The organism is Pseudomonas sp. LFS044 (genome assembly GCF_047978245.1).
Lineage (GTDB): Bacteria > Pseudomonadota > Gammaproteobacteria > Pseudomonadales > Pseudomonadaceae > Aquipseudomonas.
The window spans coordinates 64,203-83,344 of the sequence record NZ_JBFPFX010000009.1; the positions used below are offsets into that span (position 1 = coordinate 64,203).

At 63.8% G+C, this 19,142-nt stretch carries 13 protein-coding genes; 5 read left to right on the forward strand and 8 right to left on the reverse strand.

Annotated elements, in window-relative coordinates:
• Window positions 1–134: 134 nt before the first annotated feature.
• Both ACNQPL_RS09955 and ACNQPL_RS09960 read right to left on the reverse strand, forming a co-directional pair.
• A complete protein-coding gene (locus ACNQPL_RS09955; RefSeq protein WP_416466569.1) occupies window positions 135–1,595 on the reverse strand; it encodes a sensor histidine kinase in 1,461 nt (486 codons plus the stop codon).
• Window positions 1,596–1,693: 98 nt separating this feature from the next.
• Entirely contained in the window at window positions 1,694–2,287 is a 594-nt protein-coding gene (locus ACNQPL_RS09960; RefSeq protein WP_346614302.1) for a transglycosylase SLT domain-containing protein, read from the reverse strand.
• 192 nt (window positions 2,288–2,479) lie between these two features.
• On the opposite strand from ACNQPL_RS09960, the gene gspG reads away from it, so the two are divergent.
• Complete coding sequence (gspG, locus tag ACNQPL_RS09965) at window positions 2,480–2,905, forward strand: type II secretion system major pseudopilin GspG (protein WP_416466570.1); 426 nt, start codon at window positions 2,480–2,482, stop codon at window positions 2,903–2,905.
• Between the two features lie 11 nt (window positions 2,906–2,916).
• Window positions 2,917–4,107 carry a type II secretion system F family protein gene (locus ACNQPL_RS09970; protein WP_416466571.1) on the forward strand — a complete coding sequence of 397 codons (1,191 nt, stop codon included), beginning with the start codon at window positions 2,917–2,919 and terminating at the stop codon, window positions 4,105–4,107.
• A gap of 482 nt (window positions 4,108–4,589) precedes the next feature.
• Here ACNQPL_RS09970 and ACNQPL_RS09975 read toward each other — a convergent pair whose 3' ends face one another.
• The gene (locus tag ACNQPL_RS09975) at window positions 4,590–5,504 is read right to left on the reverse strand and encodes a site-specific integrase (protein ID WP_416466572.1); all 915 of its coding nucleotides are present in this window, start codon (window positions 5,502–5,504) and stop codon (window positions 4,590–4,592) included.
• A 161-nt stretch (window positions 5,505–5,665) separates the two neighbouring features.
• Between ACNQPL_RS09975 and ACNQPL_RS09980 the strand changes: the two genes are divergently transcribed.
• The 3 genes from ACNQPL_RS09980 (at window position 5,666) to ACNQPL_RS09990 (ending at window position 7,623) form a co-directional block, all read left to right on the forward strand.
• Window positions 5,666–6,313, forward strand: coding sequence for a DUF1345 domain-containing protein (locus tag ACNQPL_RS09980; RefSeq protein WP_346614306.1), 648 nt, complete (start codon window positions 5,666–5,668; stop codon window positions 6,311–6,313).
• An 82-nt stretch (window positions 6,314–6,395) separates the two neighbouring features.
• On the forward strand, window positions 6,396–7,070 hold the full coding sequence (locus tag ACNQPL_RS09985; protein WP_416466573.1) for an RHS repeat-associated core domain-containing protein: 675 nt from the start codon (window positions 6,396–6,398) through the stop codon (window positions 7,068–7,070).
• 292 nt (window positions 7,071–7,362) lie between these two features.
• Window positions 7,363–7,623 carry a DUF1652 domain-containing protein gene (locus ACNQPL_RS09990; protein WP_346614308.1) on the forward strand — a complete coding sequence of 87 codons (261 nt, stop codon included), beginning with the start codon at window positions 7,363–7,365 and terminating at the stop codon, window positions 7,621–7,623.
• On the opposite strand, the gene ACNQPL_RS09995 is transcribed toward ACNQPL_RS09990, so the two are convergent.
• The 5 genes from ACNQPL_RS09995 to ACNQPL_RS10015 all read right to left on the reverse strand — a co-directional run bounded on the left by ACNQPL_RS09995 (window position 7,620) and on the right by ACNQPL_RS10015 (window position 18,897).
• Window positions 7,620–9,707, reverse strand: coding sequence for a putative bifunctional diguanylate cyclase/phosphodiesterase (locus tag ACNQPL_RS09995; protein ID WP_346614309.1), 2,088 nt, complete (start codon window positions 9,705–9,707; stop codon window positions 7,620–7,622). The two genes, ACNQPL_RS09990 and ACNQPL_RS09995, sit on opposite strands and share 4 nt — an antisense overlap.
• A 214-nt stretch (window positions 9,708–9,921) precedes the next feature.
• Complete coding sequence (locus ACNQPL_RS10000; protein ID WP_416466575.1) at window positions 9,922–11,409, reverse strand: efflux transporter outer membrane subunit; 1,488 nt, start codon at window positions 11,407–11,409, stop codon at window positions 9,922–9,924.
• Window positions 11,406–14,513 carry an efflux RND transporter permease subunit gene (locus ACNQPL_RS10005; protein WP_416466576.1) on the reverse strand — a complete coding sequence of 1,036 codons (3,108 nt, stop codon included), beginning with the start codon at window positions 14,511–14,513 and terminating at the stop codon, window positions 11,406–11,408. Before ACNQPL_RS10005 ends, ACNQPL_RS10000 begins: the two co-directional genes overlap by 4 nt.
• A complete protein-coding gene (locus ACNQPL_RS10010) occupies window positions 14,510–17,608 on the reverse strand; it encodes an MdtB/MuxB family multidrug efflux RND transporter permease subunit (RefSeq protein WP_416466577.1) in 3,099 nt (1,032 codons plus the stop codon). Before ACNQPL_RS10010 ends, ACNQPL_RS10005 begins: the two co-directional genes overlap by 4 nt.
• A complete protein-coding gene (locus tag ACNQPL_RS10015) occupies window positions 17,605–18,897 on the reverse strand; it encodes an MdtA/MuxA family multidrug efflux RND transporter periplasmic adaptor subunit (protein ID WP_416466578.1) in 1,293 nt (430 codons plus the stop codon). The genes ACNQPL_RS10010 and ACNQPL_RS10015 overlap by 4 nt, the downstream gene beginning before the upstream one ends.
• Window positions 18,898–19,142 lie beyond the last annotated feature (245 nt).

Here is a 19,142-nt window from a genome sequence, read left to right on the forward strand (position 1 = left end):
GTCTATTTATATCAGCTAGTTACATAACTATTGGAACCTTGATTCGAGAAACACCCCCCACATTTGGGTCTTTATGCCCCAAATGTGTAATAACGCTTTTAGATCAAATATTTACAATGGTTTCCTGATAACAGCTATGAAGATAACGCCAGTCTGAAATTCAGGGACACGCGCGTGCCATGCCCCACGCTGCTACTCAATCTCACCGAGCCACCGAAGCGTTCCATGATGCGTCTCACCAGCACCAGCCCAACCCCCAACCCGCCTTGCTTGGTGGTGAAGAAGGGCCGGAATGCCATGCGTCGCTGGCGTTCATTCATGCCTCTGCCGGTGTCGGACAAGCGCAGGGTAACGCTGCGCCGGTCCTGCTTGACCACCTCCACCCGCAGCCGGCCACCTTGCTCCATCGACTCCAGGGCGTTGTCGATCAGGCTGTTGAAAATCTGCCGCAGCAGCACCGGCTGGCCCAGCACCTGCACGGCGGGCAACGGTTGCAGGTCGACGGTCACGCCGCTGCGAGCAAGCGCTGCGGCAAAAGTCTGCAGGCTCTCCTGCAAGGCCTGGGGCAGGTCCACCGCGACCGCTTCGTCGTTCAATGGCCGTAGCGACTGCAGCAGTTGGCGAATCCAGTGCGACATGCGGTCGACCTGGCTGATGATTTCATCGATATTGCGCTGTGCGGGCCCCTCATCGAACACCTGCGCCAGCTCGGCACTGGAGCGGATGCTGGCCAATGGGTTGCGCAGGCTGTGCGCCACGGCCGAGGACACCTCGCCCAGCGCCACATAGGTTTCGTTGCTGATCAGGCGTTTCTGCTGCACCGCCATCAGCCGTGCGGCGCGGCGCATGATGCCGTAAAGGCCGATATAGACCAGCCCGGCGCCCACGGTCATCGCCAGCCAGATACGCACCAGGCCATGCTCGATACGCACGATCAGGTCGTGGGGCTCCTTGTAGATCTCCACCATGGCCGTGACCCGCTCGCCATCGGCGTCGAACAGCGGGATGTAGTTTTCAATGAACAACTGCTTGGGCGGGGTCACGAACTTCTGTTCGGCGCGGGCCTGCTCGAAATGGTGGTAACTGGCCGAGACCCGCTGCTTGTACTCGAAAGCCCGATCGAGGTCGTCATCGCCATCGATCAGCTTGCCCATCAGCGCGGGGTTGCTCGACCAGATCACCGTGCGGTCAGGGGCGTAGATATTGGCCAGGAGCATGTCGGGCAGGTGGGCGATGTGGTCGAGAAATTCTCCACGGGCCTTGCGCCGCGCTTCAGGGGCCACGCCCGGCAAGGCGGAATGGTCGGTGCGTGGGTCGAGCAGTTCGCCCATGGTGCGCACGTTGGGGATCGACACATGGCGCACTTCTGCATCGGCGATGGAGGTAATGAACTGGGCGGTAAGCAGCGCGTCGCGCTCGACACTTTCGTTGATGATGAAACGGCTTGAGATCAACCCAAGCCCCGCGGCCACCGAAACGATGATGGCCAGGCTCACCCAGGCGTACCAGCGCAGCAGGTTGAACGGTTTGCGCGGGGTGCCGGCTTCAGCGCCGGCAGGTGGCTCTGGCATCTCGGTACGGGGAGCGATGTCCATGGTGGCTTCCACTGCTGAGCACCTGTGAAAGGGTATAGCCCAGAGTTGGGGAAACCATGGCACTGATTTCCATCATGCCGATGCAAGGCGCCCTGCAGTCACAGTGGCGAATCTGCCGCCAGGCCCTGCAACTTGCGGTATTCGCGCAGCACGTTGGGCACATAACGCCGGGTTTCGGCGAACGGCGGCACCGCACCCCGGCGCATTACCGCATCGGGGCCGGCATTGTAGGCGGCCACCGCCAGGGTGATGTCGTTGTCGAACAGCGTCAGCATGCGTTTGAGGTAGCGCGCGCCGCCCAGCACGTTGTCTTCAGGGTCCAGGGCATCTTCGACGCCCATCTCCTTCGCCGTATCGGGCATCAGCTGCATCAGCCCCACCGCCCCCGCTGCCGAGCGTGCCTTGGGGTTGTAACCGGACTCGGCTTTGATCAGCGCATGCAGCAGCGCCTGCGGCACGTTGTGCTTGCGTGCCGCGGTGGCCACCAGGGCAGCGTACGGGCGGCCGGTGATCAGTTGCGCATTGGCCGGGCCTGCCTGGGCAAGGGGTTCGCTGATCACCCGCTCATAGTGGCGCCCGGGCCGGTGGACGTTAGTCAGTACGTAGCCACCCTTGGCATCGATGGAAATGTACACGTCGGCCTGGGCGCTCGCCCCTGCCAGCCAGATCAGTCCTAGGATAATTCCACGCATGTCGGTCGCCTCCCCGCCGGTGCCCCCGATGTGGGGGAAATGCCCCGGAAAACCCGGGCTTTACGGGGATGACGCAAGCACTGTGCCGCTTGCCATGGCGCATGGCGCAAGGCCCCGAGGCAGACGTGCACGGCTGTTGCATGGAGCAGCGAAACCCTGGGCAAGCATGCCCCCATGCAGGAGGGCTTCACCATGCAGCGCACACCCAACCGCCAAACTGGCTTCACCCTGCTCGAGCTTCTGGTGGTGCTGGTGGTGCTCGGCTTGCTGGCCGGCATCGTCGCACCCAAATACTTCAGCCAGCTCGGCCGCTCGGAGGCCAAGGTGGCCCGGGCGCAGATCGAAGGCCTGGGCAAGGCCCTGGACCTGTACCGCCTGGAAGTCGGCCACTACCCCAACAGCGAACAGGGCCTGCAGGCGCTGGTGGCTGCACCCAGCGGCGAGGCGCGCTGGTCTGGCCCCTACCTGCAGAAAGCGGTGCCGCAAGACCCATGGGGCCGGGCATACATCTACCGCCAACCTGGCGAAAACGGCGGCGAGTACGACTTGCTGTCGATGGGCAAGGACGGCCAGCCCGGCGGCGACGGTGAGAACGCCGAAATTACCAGCTGGCAATGAGGAGCACGGCCATGCGCTACAGCCTCAAGGCCCTGGGCAGACAGGGCGTGGTGCAATTGCAGATCGATGCCGAGGACGCTGAGCAGGCGCGCCGCCAGGCCGAGGGCCAAGGTTTGCGGGTGGTCAGCGTGCGCGGCCACGGCGGCGCCCTGCGCAATATCGCCTGGCGCCGCCAGGCCATGTTCGACCTGGTGTTGTTCAGCCAGGAACTGACCACGCTGCTGCACGCCGGCCTGCCGTTGATCGATGCCCTGGAAAGCCTGGCGGAAAAAGCCCCGCCCGGGGCCGCGCGCAAGGTTCTGGCTGCGCTGGTTCGCCAGCTGTACGAGGGCCGCTCGCTGTCCCAGGCACTGGCCCAGCAGCCGCGCGTTTTCCCGCCGTTGTACGTGGCACTGGTGCAGTCCAGTGAACGCACGGGCGCCTTGGGTGACGCCCTGCACCGCTATATCGGATATCGGCAGCGGCTGGACCTGGTTCGGCAGAAGCTGGTGGGCGCCTCGGTGTACCCGATGCTGCTGCTGTTGGTCGGCGGTGGCGTGGTGCTGTTTCTGCTGGGCTATGTGGTACCGCGTTTCAGCCTGGTGTTCGAGGGCATGGGCAGTGAACTGCCGTGGCTGTCACGCATGCTGATGCAGGTCGGCATGTTCCTGCATGCCCATCAATTGCCGCTGGCACTGGCCACGGCCGGCACCCTCGGTGCGCTGGTGCTGCTGCGTCGCAACCCGCTACTGCGGCGTTGGGTGTCACGCCAGATACGGCGCATGCCGGCCTTGCATCAACGTTTGATGATGTATGAGCTCGCGCGCTTCTACCGTTCGCTTGGCATTCTGCTGCAGGGCGGTATTCCCATCCTTACGGCCATGGGCATGGCCCGCGGGCTGCTCGGCAGCGCCGCAGCGCAAGGTCTGGCGCAGGCCAGCCAACGGGTGGGGGAAGGCCTGCCGCTGTCGGAGGCACTGGAGGCCGGCCAGTTGGTGACCCCGGTATCGCTGCGGCTGCTGCGGGCGGGGGAGCAATCGGGGAACCTGGGGGAAATGCTCGAACGCTGCGCGGATTTTCATGACCAGGAGATCGGGCGCTGGGTGGAGTGGTTCGTGAAGCTGTTCGAACCGCTGCTGATGACCTTTATCGGGTTGCTGATCGGGGTGATCGTGATTTTGATGTACATGCCGATCTTCGAGCTGGCATCGAGTATTCATTGAAGGCCTGCGCGCCCGGGAGTGTTTTTCGTTCTCGAGATCGAGCGCCGCCCGCGCGGCGCATCGCGAAGCGCTTGCCTTGGGATCTTCAGCGCCTTTGAGATCGAGCGCCGCCCGCGCGGCGCATCGCGGGCAAGCCCGCTCCTACATTTGTTGCACCGTGCCATGGCCTGATAGGCCATAGTTGCCAGCCTTGTTAGCACGACGCGATTTTTTTGGCTGGCGCTGCCGGCGCCCCACCTGTCTTCAGCCGTGCGCCAAGGCGGACAACCATGGCCTGACTGGAACGGCACGTTGCAACAAATGTAGGAGCGGGCTTGCCCGCGATGCGCCGCGCGGGCGGCGCTCGATCTCACAGGCGCTGAAGATCCCAAGGCAAGCCCTTCGCGCGGGCGGCGCTCGATCTCAGGGGCGCTGTAGATCCCAAGGCAAGCGCTCGATCTCGAAAGCAACAACAACGCTCCCGCCCTACACCCGGCCCCACCTCAATAGTCGAACCGATCCACCGCCCGCCGCCGCTCATTGTCATCGCGTCGGTCATAACTGGCGGTGGTCTGGATGTTGGCATGGTGCGCCAGCTTCTGCGCAATCGACAGGTCGTGCTCCTCGATCACCCGGGTGATGAACGCGCGGCGAAAATCATGCGGCATGATTTTTACCCCCACCTGCGCGCCACGCTGGCGGGCGATGTAGTAGATCGCATGCTTGGTGATGCGGGCACGGGTGATGTGGTTGCCACGGCGAATGCGATTGAACAGGAACGGGTCGTCCGAGGCCCCTGCAGGCAGGTCCTGCCGGCGAAGGTCAAGCCAGGCCTGCAGCTTTTCGAAGGCCCACACCGGCGCATACTTGATCAACTGCCGGTTGCCCTTGCCCAGTACCTGCAGGCTACGGGCTTCAAAATCCACCTGGTCCAGGTCGATGTCCACCGACTCGGACTTGCGCATACCGGTGCCGTACAGCAGCGCAATGATCGCCGCATCACGAACCCCTTGTGGGCGTGGGTCGGCTGCGCACACCTCCATCAGCTCGCGAATCAGGCTGCGGCGCAGGTTGCGCCCAGGCGGCAATCGGCTGCCGGTGGCCGGCTTGACCTCCCGGATGCGCAGCAGCTGCTCATGGTCGATCAGGCCCTGACGCCAGGCTTCATTCATCACCCCGCGTATGGCGTTGACGTACAGCGATGAGCTGTTGGGCGCGTAGCCATCGGTGCGCAGTGCCGCCACCAGGCCGATCACGTGGCCCGGCTCCAGCCGGTGCCACGGCACATCGACCAGATTGCAGTCAACGAAACCCAGCCGGTCGGCAGCGTCTTGCAGGATGTAGCGCATGGTCTGCTGGCTGGAGGGTGCCAGCCGGGCAAGGTATTGCAGCAGCGGATTTTGCGAAAGGTCGGACAAAACGTGGATCCTGTAGCGGTGCCTGGCGCGGCAGGCACCCCGCCAGGCGTAAAGCGGCCAGTGTGATTTCCTTGAAATTCAGGGGCTTCGACACGGGCATGAGCTGAAATGTTATCCCATAGGCTATCGTGGTAGCCATGACTCCCTGTCGATGAGGCCCCATGGCTCTGCACCGCCTTACCCGTAGCCACCCCCGCCTGAGCATCGCTGCGCTGGCAGGTTTGGCCAGCGCCTGGTTCATTTCAGGCGCAGACACCATCCAACGCGTTCTCGCCGGCTGGAACATCGGTGTCTGGCTGTACCTGCTGCTGGTGCTCTGGCTAACCTGCCGGGCAACGCCCGAGAAAGTTCGCACAGTCGCTCGGGTCGAGGACGAAAACGCGGGCCTGGTGCTGTTCACCGTGTGCACCGCCGCCATTGCCAGCCTGGCCGCAGTGACCCTGCAGCTGGCGTCAAGCCGCGGCCTGCAAGGCACCGACCAGGCCCTGCACTACCTCTACACCGGCTTGACCATCGCAGGCTCGTGGCTGCTGATAGGTTGTATCTTCAGCCTGCATTACGCCCGGCTGTTCTATACCGGCGAGGGTGACGAACCGGCGCTGCGCTTCGCCGACGGGGAACGCAACCCGGATTATTGGGACTTTCACTACTTCTCGTTCACCCTCAGCGTCGCCGTGCAAACCTCCGACGTCGGCGTCAGCGGGCGCGGCATGCGCAAGGTGGTGCTGGCGCATTCACTGGTGGGCTTCGTGTTCAACACGGCGATTCTGGGTTTCACCATCAATATTGCGGCGGGACTACTCGGCTAATCAACCTGACAGTTTTACCAGTAGCCGTGCGCCCAACAAATAGAAACAATCCGTTACCCGCTGACTGTTCAAGAATCGAACCATGCCTACGCCCACCACGCCACCATCGCCTGATCGCTTTTGCTCCCAAACAAGGCCTCGAACCAATGCCAGGAGGGTGCAGCTTTATCAACTGGACATCGCTCAGTCGGTCATAGGCACAGCTATAACACCGGCAACTTATCACTATCCTCCCTATGGGGGAGTGAACGTCTATCCTGAGATGCTCATGATCTCTTTTGTAGGCCAGCGATTTGATGGAGTCTCTGGTGGCTATCCACTAGGCAATGGCCTGCGGCTCTATAAGCCGGAACTGTTGCGGTTCACCCGCCCGGATGGGTTGTCCCCCTTTGGAAAAGGCGGACCGAACTCATATGCCTACTGCGAGGGCGACCCCCTCAACCGACACGATCCGAGCGGGCAGTTTTGGGTTGCTGTGCTTCGCGCCGCCGCCCGAGTGACTAGCGCTATAACTCGCCACCTCCTCGGGTTTGACGCAACTACCTTACGTACCGTTGGTCATGTTTTGAGCGCAACGGTGTCCGATGCACGTCGTCAGTTAACGCCGGCTTACGAAGCTGTTCGGGTTGTACTTGCCGCTGCACCAAGAGTTCCCTCGCCCCGGTCGATGCGAATACAGGCCTACCTCGCTCACAATCGCAGGCTGCGCCAACCCGCCCCGCAGGAGGGAGCGATTGTCTTGCGCAGGATGCCTTAGCTTTAACGGCCAGATACACCCAGCGAACCGCTGGTCCGAAAATAATTTGCGGGATTGGATTAAAAACTGCAGAGTCCTCCCGCGTTTTGGTTGCCTGAAGGCAGGGAAAACGTTTGCCTGGCAATTTGCCGCCAAACGGTGTGCAGGACGCCTTTGTGACCGGGGTCATGCATTAGTACATTTGTCTTGTTAGGCGCAGAACTGTCACGGAACCGGTGCTATCTTTAGCTTCCCGGCGGCTGTCTTCGCGGCCCCTCGATCACCGCGTCCAGGTACGGACAAGGAGGCTGGCATGAACAAGATGACGTTCCCCAACGCCTGCCAGGTGATGCGTTGGCACTTCCATCCGCTAGGCTTCGAAGCCAGCATGGATGCGCCACGCAGCATGATCGCCCGCCTGTTCGACCGCGCCACCGGCGAAACCCTGCTGGCCATTGCCGGCATCCCCTGCACCGCGATCATGGCGGCGGCGGATGTCGAACGCATCATCGAGGCCGTGGAGGCGGAGATGGAGGTGTTCGGGTCGGCCGTTGCGCTGCGTAATGCGGTCTAGGCGACCGCTTCCGGGCTCTGCTGCAGCGCCTGCCACTTGTCCATGAACTGCTCCGCCGGCACGGGTTGGCCCAGCAGATAACCTTGCAACGAATCACACCCCAGGCGGGTCAGGAAGTCCTGTTGCCCGTCCGTTTCCACGCCTTCGGCGACGATACGCAGCCCCAGCGCCTGGCCCAGGGCGACGATGGCCGAGACGATGGCGGCGTCATCGCTGTCCTGCTCCAGGTCGCGGACGAAGCCGCGGTCGATCTTCAGCTCGTTGGCCGGCAAGCGCTTGAGATACATCAGGCTCGAATAACCAGTACCGAAGTCGTCGATGGACAGGTCAACGCCCATGTCGGACAGGCGTTGCAGCACCGTCAGGCTGGCATCGGCATCGTGCATCGCGGTGGTTTCGGTGATTTCCAGTGTCAGGCAGTTGGCCGGCAGGTCGTTGTCGCGCAAGGCGCGGGCGACGCTGTCGACCAGGCCGGTATGGCAGAACTGGATGGCTGAAAGGTTGACCGCCATGCGCCAACCCTTGCGCCCCTGATCAAGCCACTGGCGCATCTGCCGGCAGGCTTCGTCCAGTACCCACTCGCCAATCGGGATGATCAGCCCGGTTTTCTCCGCCAGGCCGATGAAGCGGTCCGGCAGCAGCAGGCCATGCTGCGGGTGCTGCCAGCGCAGCAGAGCTTCGGCCCCGATTGGCTGGCAGGCCAGAGCGTCGAACTTGGGTTGGTAATGCAGGCGGAACTGGCGCTGCTCCAAGGCCAGGCGCAGGTCCTGTAGCAGTTGCAACTGCTGGCGCGCGTTGCTGTTCATCGACACGTCGAAGAAGCTGTAGCCATTCTTGCCCGCGCTCTTGGCGTGGTACATGGCCGCGTCGGCATTGCGCAGCAGTTCAAGCTGGTCCTGGCCGTTGCCCGGGTACAGCACAATGCCCAGGCTTGCGGTCAGCTGCAGCTCATGTTCGGCCACGTGGAACGCGCGTGACACCAGGTTGACCTGCTTGACCGCTACATCCATGGCATCTTCCGGCTCCTGCAACTCCACCAGGAGCACGAACTCGTCACCGCCGATGCGGGCCAAGGTGTCCTGGCTGTGCAGGTGGCCGCGCAAGCGCGCAGCGACCGCCTTGAGCAGCAGGTCGCCAATGTGATGGCCGAAGGCATCATTGACCGGTTTGAAGCCATCCAGGTCAATGAACATCAATGCGAAACAGCCACCCTGCTCTGCCACCTTGCCAATCGCCTGCTCGATCCGGTCGGATAGCAGGGTGCGGTTTGGCAGGCCGGTCAGGGTGTCATGCAGCGCCAGTTGGGTCAGTTCCTGGTTGGCGAGCGTCAGCGAACGGGCAAGCTCTGCGGTGCGCGCTTCAAGGCGCGCGTCCAGCACCGAGGTCAGCAAGGCCACCGCCAGCACCGCCAGGGTAGTGATCAGCACCAGATACACCAAGCTGTCCCCCTGCAGGCCGCCCGCCAGGGCACCGCAGAAACTGCCCGCGGGGAAATTCGCCGCCGCCATGCCGGTGTAGTGCATGCCGACGATGGCAACGCCCATCAGCACCGCAGCCAGGCCACGGATCTGCCGCACATAGGGGGTATGCTTGCGCAGGCGAAAGGCAATCCACAACGCCGCCGCCGATGCCCCTACCGCTATCGCCAGCGAGGCGCCGAACAGCGTGGGGTCGTAGTCGATGCCCGGCAGCATGCGCAGGGCCGCCATGCCGGTGTAGTGCATGCAGCTGATGCCTGCGCCCATGATCAACGCGCCAAACCCCAACTGCAGCCCGGGCAGGCTGGGCTGGCTCACCAGCCAAAGGGCGAAGCCGGACGACAGCACGGCGATCAGTAACGAGAATGCCGTGAGCCCAATGTCGTAGCCCAGGTTGATCGGCAGGCTGAAGGCAAGCATGCCGATGAAGTGCATCGACCACACGCCAATGCCCATGGCCAGCGCGCCCCCGCCCATCCACAGGTAGACGCCGCGCCCTTTGGCGGTGGCGATACGACCGGTCAGGTCAAGGGCGGTGTAGGACGCCAGGATGGCCACGCACAGCGAAATCAACACCAGCGAAGAGGAGTAGCTACCGGTCAGCATTGGGAGTTCCAGCAACGGGTCAGGGGGAGCCCGGAAAAACTGACGATTGTACTCAAGCTTTGCCGAAACGCACGGGCTTTTTGCGAATGGGAACGGATCCAATAACCCGGCGAAACCAGCGCGAAGCCTGACCTAGACGCGTTCTGGGCTAGGATGAAGGCATATTGCCACTGGTCGGTTTGCTGTCAGCCCATAGCCCGTCACTTTCCCCCGATCAATCCTGCTCGGCAAACGCCTGATCGGCATGCCAACCGCCACCCAGCGCGGCAATCAACTGCACACTGGCCACCAACCGCCCCTGAAGCAGGTTAAGCGCGCTGCGTTCGTTGCTCAGCGCGGTGGTCTGCACGTTCACCACATCCAGGTAACCGATCAACCCGGCGCGGTACTGGTTCTCGGTCAGGCGCAACGATTCGCGCGCGGCATCCAGCGCTTCCTGGCGCACCACCGCCTCGTCGGCATACACCTTCAATTGCACCAGGTAGTTCTCGACCTCCTTGAAGCCATCGAGCACGGTCTGGCGGTACTGCGCCACGGTCTGGTCGTACACCGCGACGGTACGGTCCACTTCGGCGCTGCGTTTGCCGGCATCGAACAACGTCAGCGCCAGTTGCGGGCCTACCGACCAGTAGCGGTTGGGCAACTGAATCCAGTTGTTGAAGGTGCTGCTGGAGTAGCCGCCGCTCATGCTCAGGCTCAAATCCGGGAAATACGCCGCACGGGCCACACCGATGTTGGCGTTGGCCGCCATCACGTTACGCTCGGCCGAGGCGATGTCCGGCCGGCGTTCGAGCAGTTGCGACGGCAAACTGACCGGAATCTGCGGCAAGGCCGGGATGCGCTTGCTGTCGGCCAGGGCGAACTCAGCCGGCGCCTTGCCGAGCAACACGGCGATGGCGTTTTCGAACTGGGCGCGCTGCCAGATCAGGTCGATCAGGTCGGCCTGGGTGCTCTTGAGCTGGGTGCGGGCCTGGGCCACCGCGTCAGGGCCGGAAACCCCGGCGCGGTACTGGTTCTCGGTCATCCGCAACGACCGTTCATAGGTGGCGACGGTGGCTTCGAGCAGGCGCTTCTGCTCATCGATCACGCGCAACTGCAGGTAGTTCTGGACCAGCTCCGACTGCTGGCTGAGGCGGATCGCGGCGAGGTCGGCGAAGCTGGCTTCAGCGCTGGCCTCGTTGGCGTTCATGGTTTCGCGCAACTTGCCCCACAGGTCGATTTCCCAGCTCACGCCAAGTTGCGCGTTGTAGGTGTTGCGGATGCCGCTGCTGTTATTGGACAGGCTGGAGCTGGAGCTGCCGGTGCCTTGCGCCGAACGGTTCTTGCTGGCGCTCAGGTCCAGGCTGGGGAACAGCGATGCACGGCTGCTGCGTACCAGTGCCTGAGCCTGACGGTATTGAGCCTCCGATTGCGCCACGGTCTGGTTGCTGCGGTTGAGCTCCTCGACCAGCGCATTGAGCCCGGCATCGCCGTAAACCTCCCACCAGGCGCCACGGGCAATGGCATCGGACGGGTTGGCCTGGGTCCAGCCTTCGGCCTGCTTGAACTGCGCCGGCGTGCTCAGCTCGGGGCGCTGGTAGTCCGGGCTCAGGGTACAGGCGCTGAGCAGCGCCACGCAGAGCCCGGCGCCGACCAGGCGCGAGCCACGCCCGCGGGTCAGCAACTTCAGGGCGTGGTGGAGTGGAGTCTGGGCAAAGTTCATAGCGGAGTTTCCAGAGCGGCGTCGGTGCGCACGCCACGCCAATGGTTGAATCGGTGACGCAGGCGGTCGAGGTACAAGTACACCACCGGCGTCGTATAAAGGGTCAGCACCTGGCTGAACACCAGGCCGCCAATGATCGTCAGGCCCAGCGGCTGGCGCATTTCTGCGCCCTCGGCCCGGCTCAGCAGCAACGGCAAGGCGCCGAGCATGGCCGCCAGCGTGGTCATCAGGATGGGCCGCAGGCGCAGCAGGCAGGCACGGCGGATGGATTCTTCCGGTGTCATGCCCTGGTGGCGTTCCAGCTGCAACGCCAGGTCGATCATCAGGATGGCGTTCTTCTTCACCACCCCGATCAGCAGGAACAGGCCCAGCAGCGAAATCAGGCTGAACTCCCCGCCCGTGACGTACAGCGCGAGCAAGGCACCGACCCCGGCCGAGGGCAAGGTCGACAGAATGGTCAGCGGGTGGATGTAGCTTTCGTACAGAATGCCCAGCACCAGGTACACCAGCACCAGCGCGCCGAGGATCATGAACGGTTGGCCTTGCTGCGTCTTGGCAAAGGCATCGGCAGTGCCACCGAGTTTGGCGATCACTTCTTCGGGCAGCCCGAGCTTGGCCACCGCCCGCTCCACTGCCGCCATGGCCTGGTCCGGGCTGTAGCCCTCGGCGACATCGAAGGCGATGTCTTCGGCGGCGAACTGCCCTTCGTGGCTGACCCGGTCGTTGGCCAGGCTGTTCTCGTAGTGGGCGATGGTCGACAGCGGCACCCGTGCACCGTCGCTGGTGATCACCTGCACCTGCTCCAGCGTGCTGGGGTCCCAGGCGTATTTCGGGTTGATCTCCAGCACCACCTGGTACTGGTTGAGGCTGTCGTAGATGGTCGAGATCTGCCGCTGGCTATAGGCGTTGTTCAGCACCGTGGTGACCATGCTCATGTCGATGCCCAGGCGTTTGGCCTGGTCACGGTCGACCACCAGGGTTACCTGCTGGGTGCCGGAGCCGTCGCGGGCGTCGATGGCGGTCAGCTCGGGCAGCGCACGCATGGCGGCGACCACCTTGGGGAACCACTGACGCAGGGCAGCCAGGTCGCCGCTCTGCAGGGTATACAGGTACTGCGACGAGGTCTGGTCGCGGCCACCGCCACCCAGCTGCAAGTCCTGGTCGGCCATCAGAAACAGGCGCCCGCCAGGCACCTTGGGCATCTCCTTGCGCAAGCGCTCGATGACCTTCTGCGCGTCGATCTTGCGCTCGCTGATCGGCTTCAGGCGCACCAGCACCATGGCATTGTTGGTGCCGCTGTTGCCACCGATGAACCCTGCAACGCTCTGCACGGCCGGGTCGGCCAGCAGGGCGCGACGGTAGGTCTCCATCTTCGGCTGCATCACGCTGAACGACAGGCCGTCGTCACCGCGGATGAAGCCCATCAGCTGGCCGGTGTCCTGTTGCGGGATGAGCGTTTTCGGCACCACCACGTACAGCGCGATGTTGATACCGATGGTCGCCAGCAGGCTGATCAGGGTCAGCCGCCTGTGGCGCAAGGCCCAGCCCAGGCTGCGGTCGTAACCATCGACCATGCGCTTGTGCACGTTGTCGCTCCAGCGCTGCAGGCGCGTCTGCTCGGCGCGGTGCGGCTTCAGCCAGCGGGCGCAGAGCATAGGCGTCAAGGTCAGCGACACCACCAGCGAGACGATGATCGCCGCCGCCAGGGTGATCGAGAACTCCTGGAACAAGTTGCGCACGATGCCGCCCATGAACAGGATCGAGACGAACACTGCCACCAGCGAGACGTTCATCGACAGCAAGGTGAAGCCGACCTCCTTGGCCCCGAGAAACGCTGCGCGCATGGGCGGCTGGCCGTCCTCGATGTGCCGCGAAATGTTCTCCAGCACCACGATGGCATCGTCCACCACCAGGCCGGTGGCAAGGATCAGTGCCATCAACGACAGGTTGTTCAGCGAAAAACCGCACAGGTACATCACCGCGAAGGTGCCCACCAGTGACACCGGCACCGCCAGGGTTGGGATCAGGGAGGCGCGCAAGCTGCCAAGGAACAGGTACACCACCAGGACCACCAGCACCACGGCGATCAGCAGCGTGTGCTCGGCCTCCTTGAGGGTGGCCTTGATCACCGGTGAGCGGTCCATGGCCACATTCAGCTGCACGCTGGCCGGCAGCAGCGACTGCAATGCCGGCAACTGTGCGTGGATCTGGTCGACGGTCTCGATGATGTTGGCGCCGGTCTGGCGGTTGACCACCAGCAGCACCGCGCTCTGGTCATTGAAGAAGCCACTGTTGTAGCGGTTCTCGACACCATCGGTGATGGTCGCCACGTCGGACAGGCGCAGGATTGTGCCGTTCTCCTGGCGGATCACGATCGGTTCGTAGTCCTTGGCTTTTTCCAGCTGGTCGTTGGCCCGCACCTGCCAGTTGCGCTCGCTGTCTTCGACAAAGCCCATGGGGCGCCGCTGATTGGCGTTGTCCACGGCGGTACGCACTTCGTCCAGCGAAAGGCTGTACTGGTTGAGCAGTTGCGGCTCGACGGCAATGCGCACCGCTGGCAGCGAGCTGCCACCGATCTGCACTTCCCCTACCCCGCTGACCTGAGCCAGGCTCTGCGACAGGATGGTGTCGGCCAGGTCATACAGCTGGCCCTTCTGCAGCACATCCGAGGTCAGCGACAGCACCATGATCGGTGCCTGCGCCGGGTTGATCTTCTTGTAGGTGGGCATGCTGCGCATGCCGCTGGGCAGCAGGTTGCGGGTGGCATTGATGGCCGCCTGCACCTCGCGCGCGGCGCCGTCGATATCCCGGCCTTGCTCGAAACCGATAATGACCCGGGTCGAGCCCTGGTTTGAGCTGCTGGTCAGGGTGGTGACACCGGCGATGCTGCCAAGCTTGCGCTCCAGCGGCGTGGCCACCGTGGACGCCATCACCTCGGGGCTGGCGCCGGACAAGTTGGCCTGCACCACGATCACCGGGAAGTCCATCTGCGGCAAGGGCGCCACCGGCAGCAAGCCGAAGCTGACGCCACCGAGCAGCATGATCGCCAGGCTCAGCAGCATGGTCGCCACGGGCCGGCGAATGAATGGGCCGGACAGGTTCATGCCTCGGCCTGCCTGGCGTCAGTGGCCGGGCGCCAGCGGCGTGCCAGGCGATCGAAGTACAGGTAGATGACCGGCGTAGTGAACAGGGTCAGTACCTGGCTCACCAGCAGCCCGCCGACCATGACCAGGCCCAACGGCTGGCGCAGCTCTGCGCCGGAGCCGGTGGCCAGCATCAGCGGTATGGCGCCGAACAGCGCTGCCAGGGTGGTCATCAGGATTGGCCGGAAGCGCAGCAGCGCCGCCTGGTAGATCGCGTCGTGCGGGGTCATGCCCTGGTGGCGCTCGGCCTCGAGGGCGAAGTCGATCATCATGATCGCGTTCTTCTTGACGATGCCGATCAGCAGGATGATGCCGATGATCGCGATCATGCCCAGGTCGTTGCCGCTGATGAGCAGCGCCAGCAAGGCGCCGACAGCCGCCGACGGCAGGGTCGAGAGGATGGTGACCGGGTGGATGTAACTTTCGTACAGCACACCGAGCACGATGTACATGGTCACCACGGCGGCGAGAATCAGCAGCAAGGTGCTCGACAGCGACGCCTGGAACGCCTCGGCGGCGCCCTGGAATTTGGTCTGCACGCCGATCGGCATGCCGATCTCCTGCTGCACCTGCTCGATCACCTTGACCGCCTCGCCCAGGGACGCACCGTGGGCCAGGTTGAACGACATCATCACCGCCGGGAACTGGCCGATGTGCGAAATGGCCAGCTGGGCCTGGCGCTGTTCGATGCGCGCCAGGGCCGACAGGCGTACCTGGCCACCGTCGCTGGCCTTGACGTGGATCGACTCCAGCGCCTGCGGGCCGATGCTGGCGGCATCACGCGACTGCAGTACCACGCGGTACTGGCTGGCCTGGGTGTAGATGGTCGAAATCTGCCGCTGGCCGAAGGCGTCGTACAGGGCGTTGGTGATCTGCGAAACGTTGATCCCCAGGCGGCTGGCCATGTCGCGGTCGATCACCAGGTACACCTGCAGGCCCTTGTCCTGCAGGTCGCTGGCCACGTCCTGCAGTTCTGGCCGTTGTTGCAGTGCGCTGACCAGCTTGCCGCTCCACTGCGCGAGCAGGTCGGCGTCAGGTGAAGACAGGCTGAACTGATACTGGGTGCGGCTGACCCGGTCCTCGATGCTCAGGTCCTGCACCGGTTGCATGAACAGGCGGATACCCACCAGCTTGTCGAGCTGCGGTTGCAGCCGGCTGATCACTTCACCGGCGGTCACGTCGCGCTCGCCGTGGGGTTTGAGGTTGATCAGCAGACGGCCGCTGTTGAGTGTGGCGTTGTCACCGTCCACGCCGATGTAGGACGACAGGCTCTGCACCGCCGGGTCTTGCAGGATCACCTTGCTCAAGGCCTGCTGGCGTTCGCTCATGGCGGCGAACGAGGTGGATTGTGGCGCTTCGGAAATGCCCTGGATCACGCCGGTATCCTGCACCGGGAAGAAGCCCTTGGGCACCGCCATGTACAGCACGACAGTCAGGCCGAGGCTGGCCACGGCCACCAGCAAGGTCAACGGCTGGTGGCGCAGCACCCACTGCAGGCCGCGCCCGTAGTGGTCGATCAGCCAGTCGATCCAGGCGCCACTGGCACGGTAGAAGCGGCCCTGTTCTTCCTCCTTTGGTTCACGCTTGAGCAGCCGCGCGCACATCATTGGCGTCAGGGTCAGCGAAACCACCAGGGAAATCAGGATCGCCACGGCCAGGGTAATGGCGAACTCGCGGAACAGGCGGCCGACCACATCGGCCATGAACAGCAGCGGGATCAGTACGGCAATCAGCGAGAACGTCAGCGAGATCAGGGTGAAGCCGATCTGCCGGGCGCCCTTGAGCGCGGCCTGCATCGGGGTTTCACCTTCTTCGATGTGCCGCGAAATGTTCTCCAGCATGACGATGGCGTCATCGACCACGAAACCGGTCGCGATGGTCAGGGCCATCAGCGTCAGGTTGTTGATCGAAAAACCCGCCAGGTACATCACGCCGAAAGTGCCGATCAGCGACAGCGGCACGGCAATCGACGGGATGATGGTGGCACTGAAGCGGCGCAGGAAGACGAAGGTGACCATCACCACCAGGACGATGGCGATCAGCAGCTCGTGCTGCACGTCCTTGACGGCGGCGCGGATGGTCTGGGTACGGTCGGTCAGCACCGACACGTCGAGGCCAGCCGGCAGGTTGTCGGTAATCGATGGCAGCAGTTGCTTGATGCTGTCGACCACTTCGATGACGTTGGCGCCCGGCTGGCGCTGGATGTTCAGCAACACCGCCTGGTTCTGGTTGGCCCAGGCCGCCAGGCGTTCGTTCTCGGCGCCGTCGACGATTTCGGCAACGTCCTTCAGGCGCAGTGGCGCACCGTTGTTGTAAGCCAGGATCAGGTTGGCGTACTCGGCCGGGGAGCGCAGCTGGTCGTTGGCGTCGAGCATCGACACCCGGGTCGGGCCATCGAAGTTGCCCTTGGGCTGGTTGACGTTGGACGCACCGATCAGGGTGCGCACGTCTTCCAGGTTGAGGCCGTTGGCGGCCAGGGCATCGACGTTGACCTTGATGCGCACGGCCTGGCGCTGGCCGCCGGCAATGCTCACCATGCCCACCCCGCTGATCTGCGCAAGCTTCTGCGCCACGCGGGTGTCGACCAGGTCATTGAGCTTGGGCAGCGGCATGGTCTTGCTGGAAATCGCCAGGGTCAGTACCGGGGTATCGGCCGGGTTGACCTTGTTGTACACCGGTGGCGCCGGCAGGTCGCTGGGCAGCAGGTTGCTGGCGGCGTTGATCGCCGCCTGCACCTGCTGCTCGGCAACGTCCATGTTCATGTCCAGGCTGAAGCGCAAGGTCAGCACCGAGGCACCGCCCGAGCTGGTCGAGGCCATCTGGGTCAACCCCGGCATCTGCCCGAACTGGCGCTCCAGCGGCGCGGTCACGGCGCTGGTCATTACCTGTGGGCTCGCGCCTGGGTACAGGGTCATGACCCGGATGGTCGGGTAATCGACCTGGGGCAAGGCCGACACCGGCAGCAACTTGTAGGCGATCAGGCCGGCCAGGACGATGGCCAGCATGCTCAGCGTGGTGGCGACCGGGCGGAGGATGAACAGGCGCGACAGGTTCATGCGCCCGCCTTGCCTGCCGCTTCACCGGCCTGCGCCGAACCTTTCGAGTCCTGGCCTTGCAGGTGCTGGCCTGGGGTGGTCGGCACCTGCGAGCTGTCTTCGACTACTTCCACCTTGGTGCCTTCGCGCAGGCGGTCGGTGCCTTCGAGCACCAGCCTGTCACCCGCCTTCAGGCCTTCGAGGATCACACTGTTCTCACCGTCGGTGGCGCCCACCTTGAGCTTGCGCACATTGACCGTGTTCTCGGCATTGACCACATAAGCAAAGGTGCCGTCGTTACCGAACTGGATCGCCGCCGCCGGGGCCATGACCACTTGCTTGAGGGTATCGGCCAGCAGGCGCACGTTGACGAACTGATTGGGAAACAGGGCCAGGTCCTTGTTCTCGAAACGGCCCTTGAACTTCAGGGTGCCGGTGGTGGTGTCGATCTGGTTGTCGATGCTGCCCAGCACGCCGGTGGACTGCAGTTTGCTGTCACTGCGGTCCCAGGCCTCGACCGGCAGGCTGGCGCCGCTGCGGTAGCGCTCGAGCACGGTGCTCAGCTCGGTTTCCGGCAGGGTGAAGGCGACGTTGATCGGCTCGGTCTGGGTAATGACCACCAGCGCTGTGGTGTCGTTGGCCGCCACCAGGTTGCCCAGGTCCAGCTGGCGCAGGCCCACGCGGCCATTGATCGGTGCGCGGATCTGGGTGAAGTCGAGGTTCAGGCGGGCATCGTTGACCTGGGCCTGGTTGGTTTTCACCAGCCCCTGGAACTGCGCGACCTGGGCTTCGGAAGTATCGAGCGTCTGCTTGGCGATGCTGTCTTCGGCGTACAGGCCTTTATAGCGGGCCAGGTCGACCTGGGCGTTTTTCAGCTGTGCCTGGTTCTGCGCCAGCGTGCCTTCGGCCTGCTGCAGCGCGATGCGGTAGGAGCGCGGGTCGATTTCGGCGAGCAGGTCGCCGGCCTTGACCTGCTGGCCTTCCTTGAAGTGGATTTTCACCAGCTCGCCGGCCACCCGGCTGCGCACGTTGACCGTGTTGGTCGCGGTGACCGTGCCCAAGGCCTTGTAGTAGAGCGGGAAGTCGCCCACCCGTACCGGCTCGACCCGCACCGGCACTGCCTCGGTGGAGCCACCGAAGCCTGGGCGGCCGCCCATCATGCCCATGCCTTTGCCCGGCCGTCCCCCGCCGCCCTCCTTGTGGGCAGGCGTTGCGGCGGGCCACAGCCACCAGGCCAGCAAGGCCGCCAGCAGCAGGATCAGCAGGCCGACGAGCCAGCGACGGGGGGATCGGGAGACAGAAGCTTGCATGGGTTGAACGAACCTTGTTCGGAATGGCGACTTGGGAGGGTGAACGATAAGCACTGGCATCGTTTTAGCAAAGGCCCTTTACCAGAGGTTTACCTTTGCCTGACGTTGCCAAAAGGTTGAACTTTAAATGAAAACGGCCCGGAAAGCGTTCCGGGCCGTTACAGGGTGTTGCTTGGAGAGGATGGGGGGTGGAGAGTTCCGTTGCCCAGAACGTACCTGTAGGCGCGGGCTTGCCCGCGAAGAGG

Bases quoted from the DNA above. Each gene is read 5' to 3' on its own strand.
- gspG (WP_416466570.1), top strand. From the start codon at position 2,480: ATGCAGCGCACACCCAACCGCCAAACTGGCTTCACCCTGCTCGAGCTT.
- ACNQPL_RS10005 (WP_416466576.1), bottom strand. From the start codon at position 14,513: ATGAACCTGTCCGGCCCATTCATTCGCCGGCCCGTGGCGACCATGCTG.
- ACNQPL_RS09980 (WP_346614306.1), top strand. From the start codon at position 5,666: ATGGCTCTGCACCGCCTTACCCGTAGCCACCCCCGCCTGAGCATCGCT.
- ACNQPL_RS09990 (WP_346614308.1), top strand. From the start codon at position 7,363: ATGAACAAGATGACGTTCCCCAACGCCTGCCAGGTGATGCGTTGGCAC.
- ACNQPL_RS10015 (WP_416466578.1), bottom strand. From the start codon at position 18,897: ATGCAAGCTTCTGTCTCCCGATCCCCCCGTCGCTGGCTCGTCGGCCTG.
- ACNQPL_RS09955 (WP_416466569.1), bottom strand. From the start codon at position 1,595: ATGGACATCGCTCCCCGTACCGAGATGCCAGAGCCACCTGCCGGCGCT.
- ACNQPL_RS10000 (WP_416466575.1), bottom strand. From the start codon at position 11,409: ATGAACTTTGCCCAGACTCCACTCCACCACGCCCTGAAGTTGCTGACC.
- ACNQPL_RS09960 (WP_346614302.1), bottom strand. From the start codon at position 2,287: ATGCGTGGAATTATCCTAGGACTGATCTGGCTGGCAGGGGCGAGCGCC.
- ACNQPL_RS09970 (WP_416466571.1), top strand. From the start codon at position 2,917: ATGCGCTACAGCCTCAAGGCCCTGGGCAGACAGGGCGTGGTGCAATTG.
- ACNQPL_RS09995 (WP_346614309.1), bottom strand. From the start codon at position 9,707: ATGCTGACCGGTAGCTACTCCTCTTCGCTGGTGTTGATTTCGCTGTGC.
- ACNQPL_RS09985 (WP_416466573.1), top strand. From the start codon at position 6,396: ATGCCTACGCCCACCACGCCACCATCGCCTGATCGCTTTTGCTCCCAA.
- ACNQPL_RS10010 (WP_416466577.1), bottom strand. From the start codon at position 17,608: ATGAACCTGTCGCGCCTGTTCATCCTCCGCCCGGTCGCCACCACGCTG.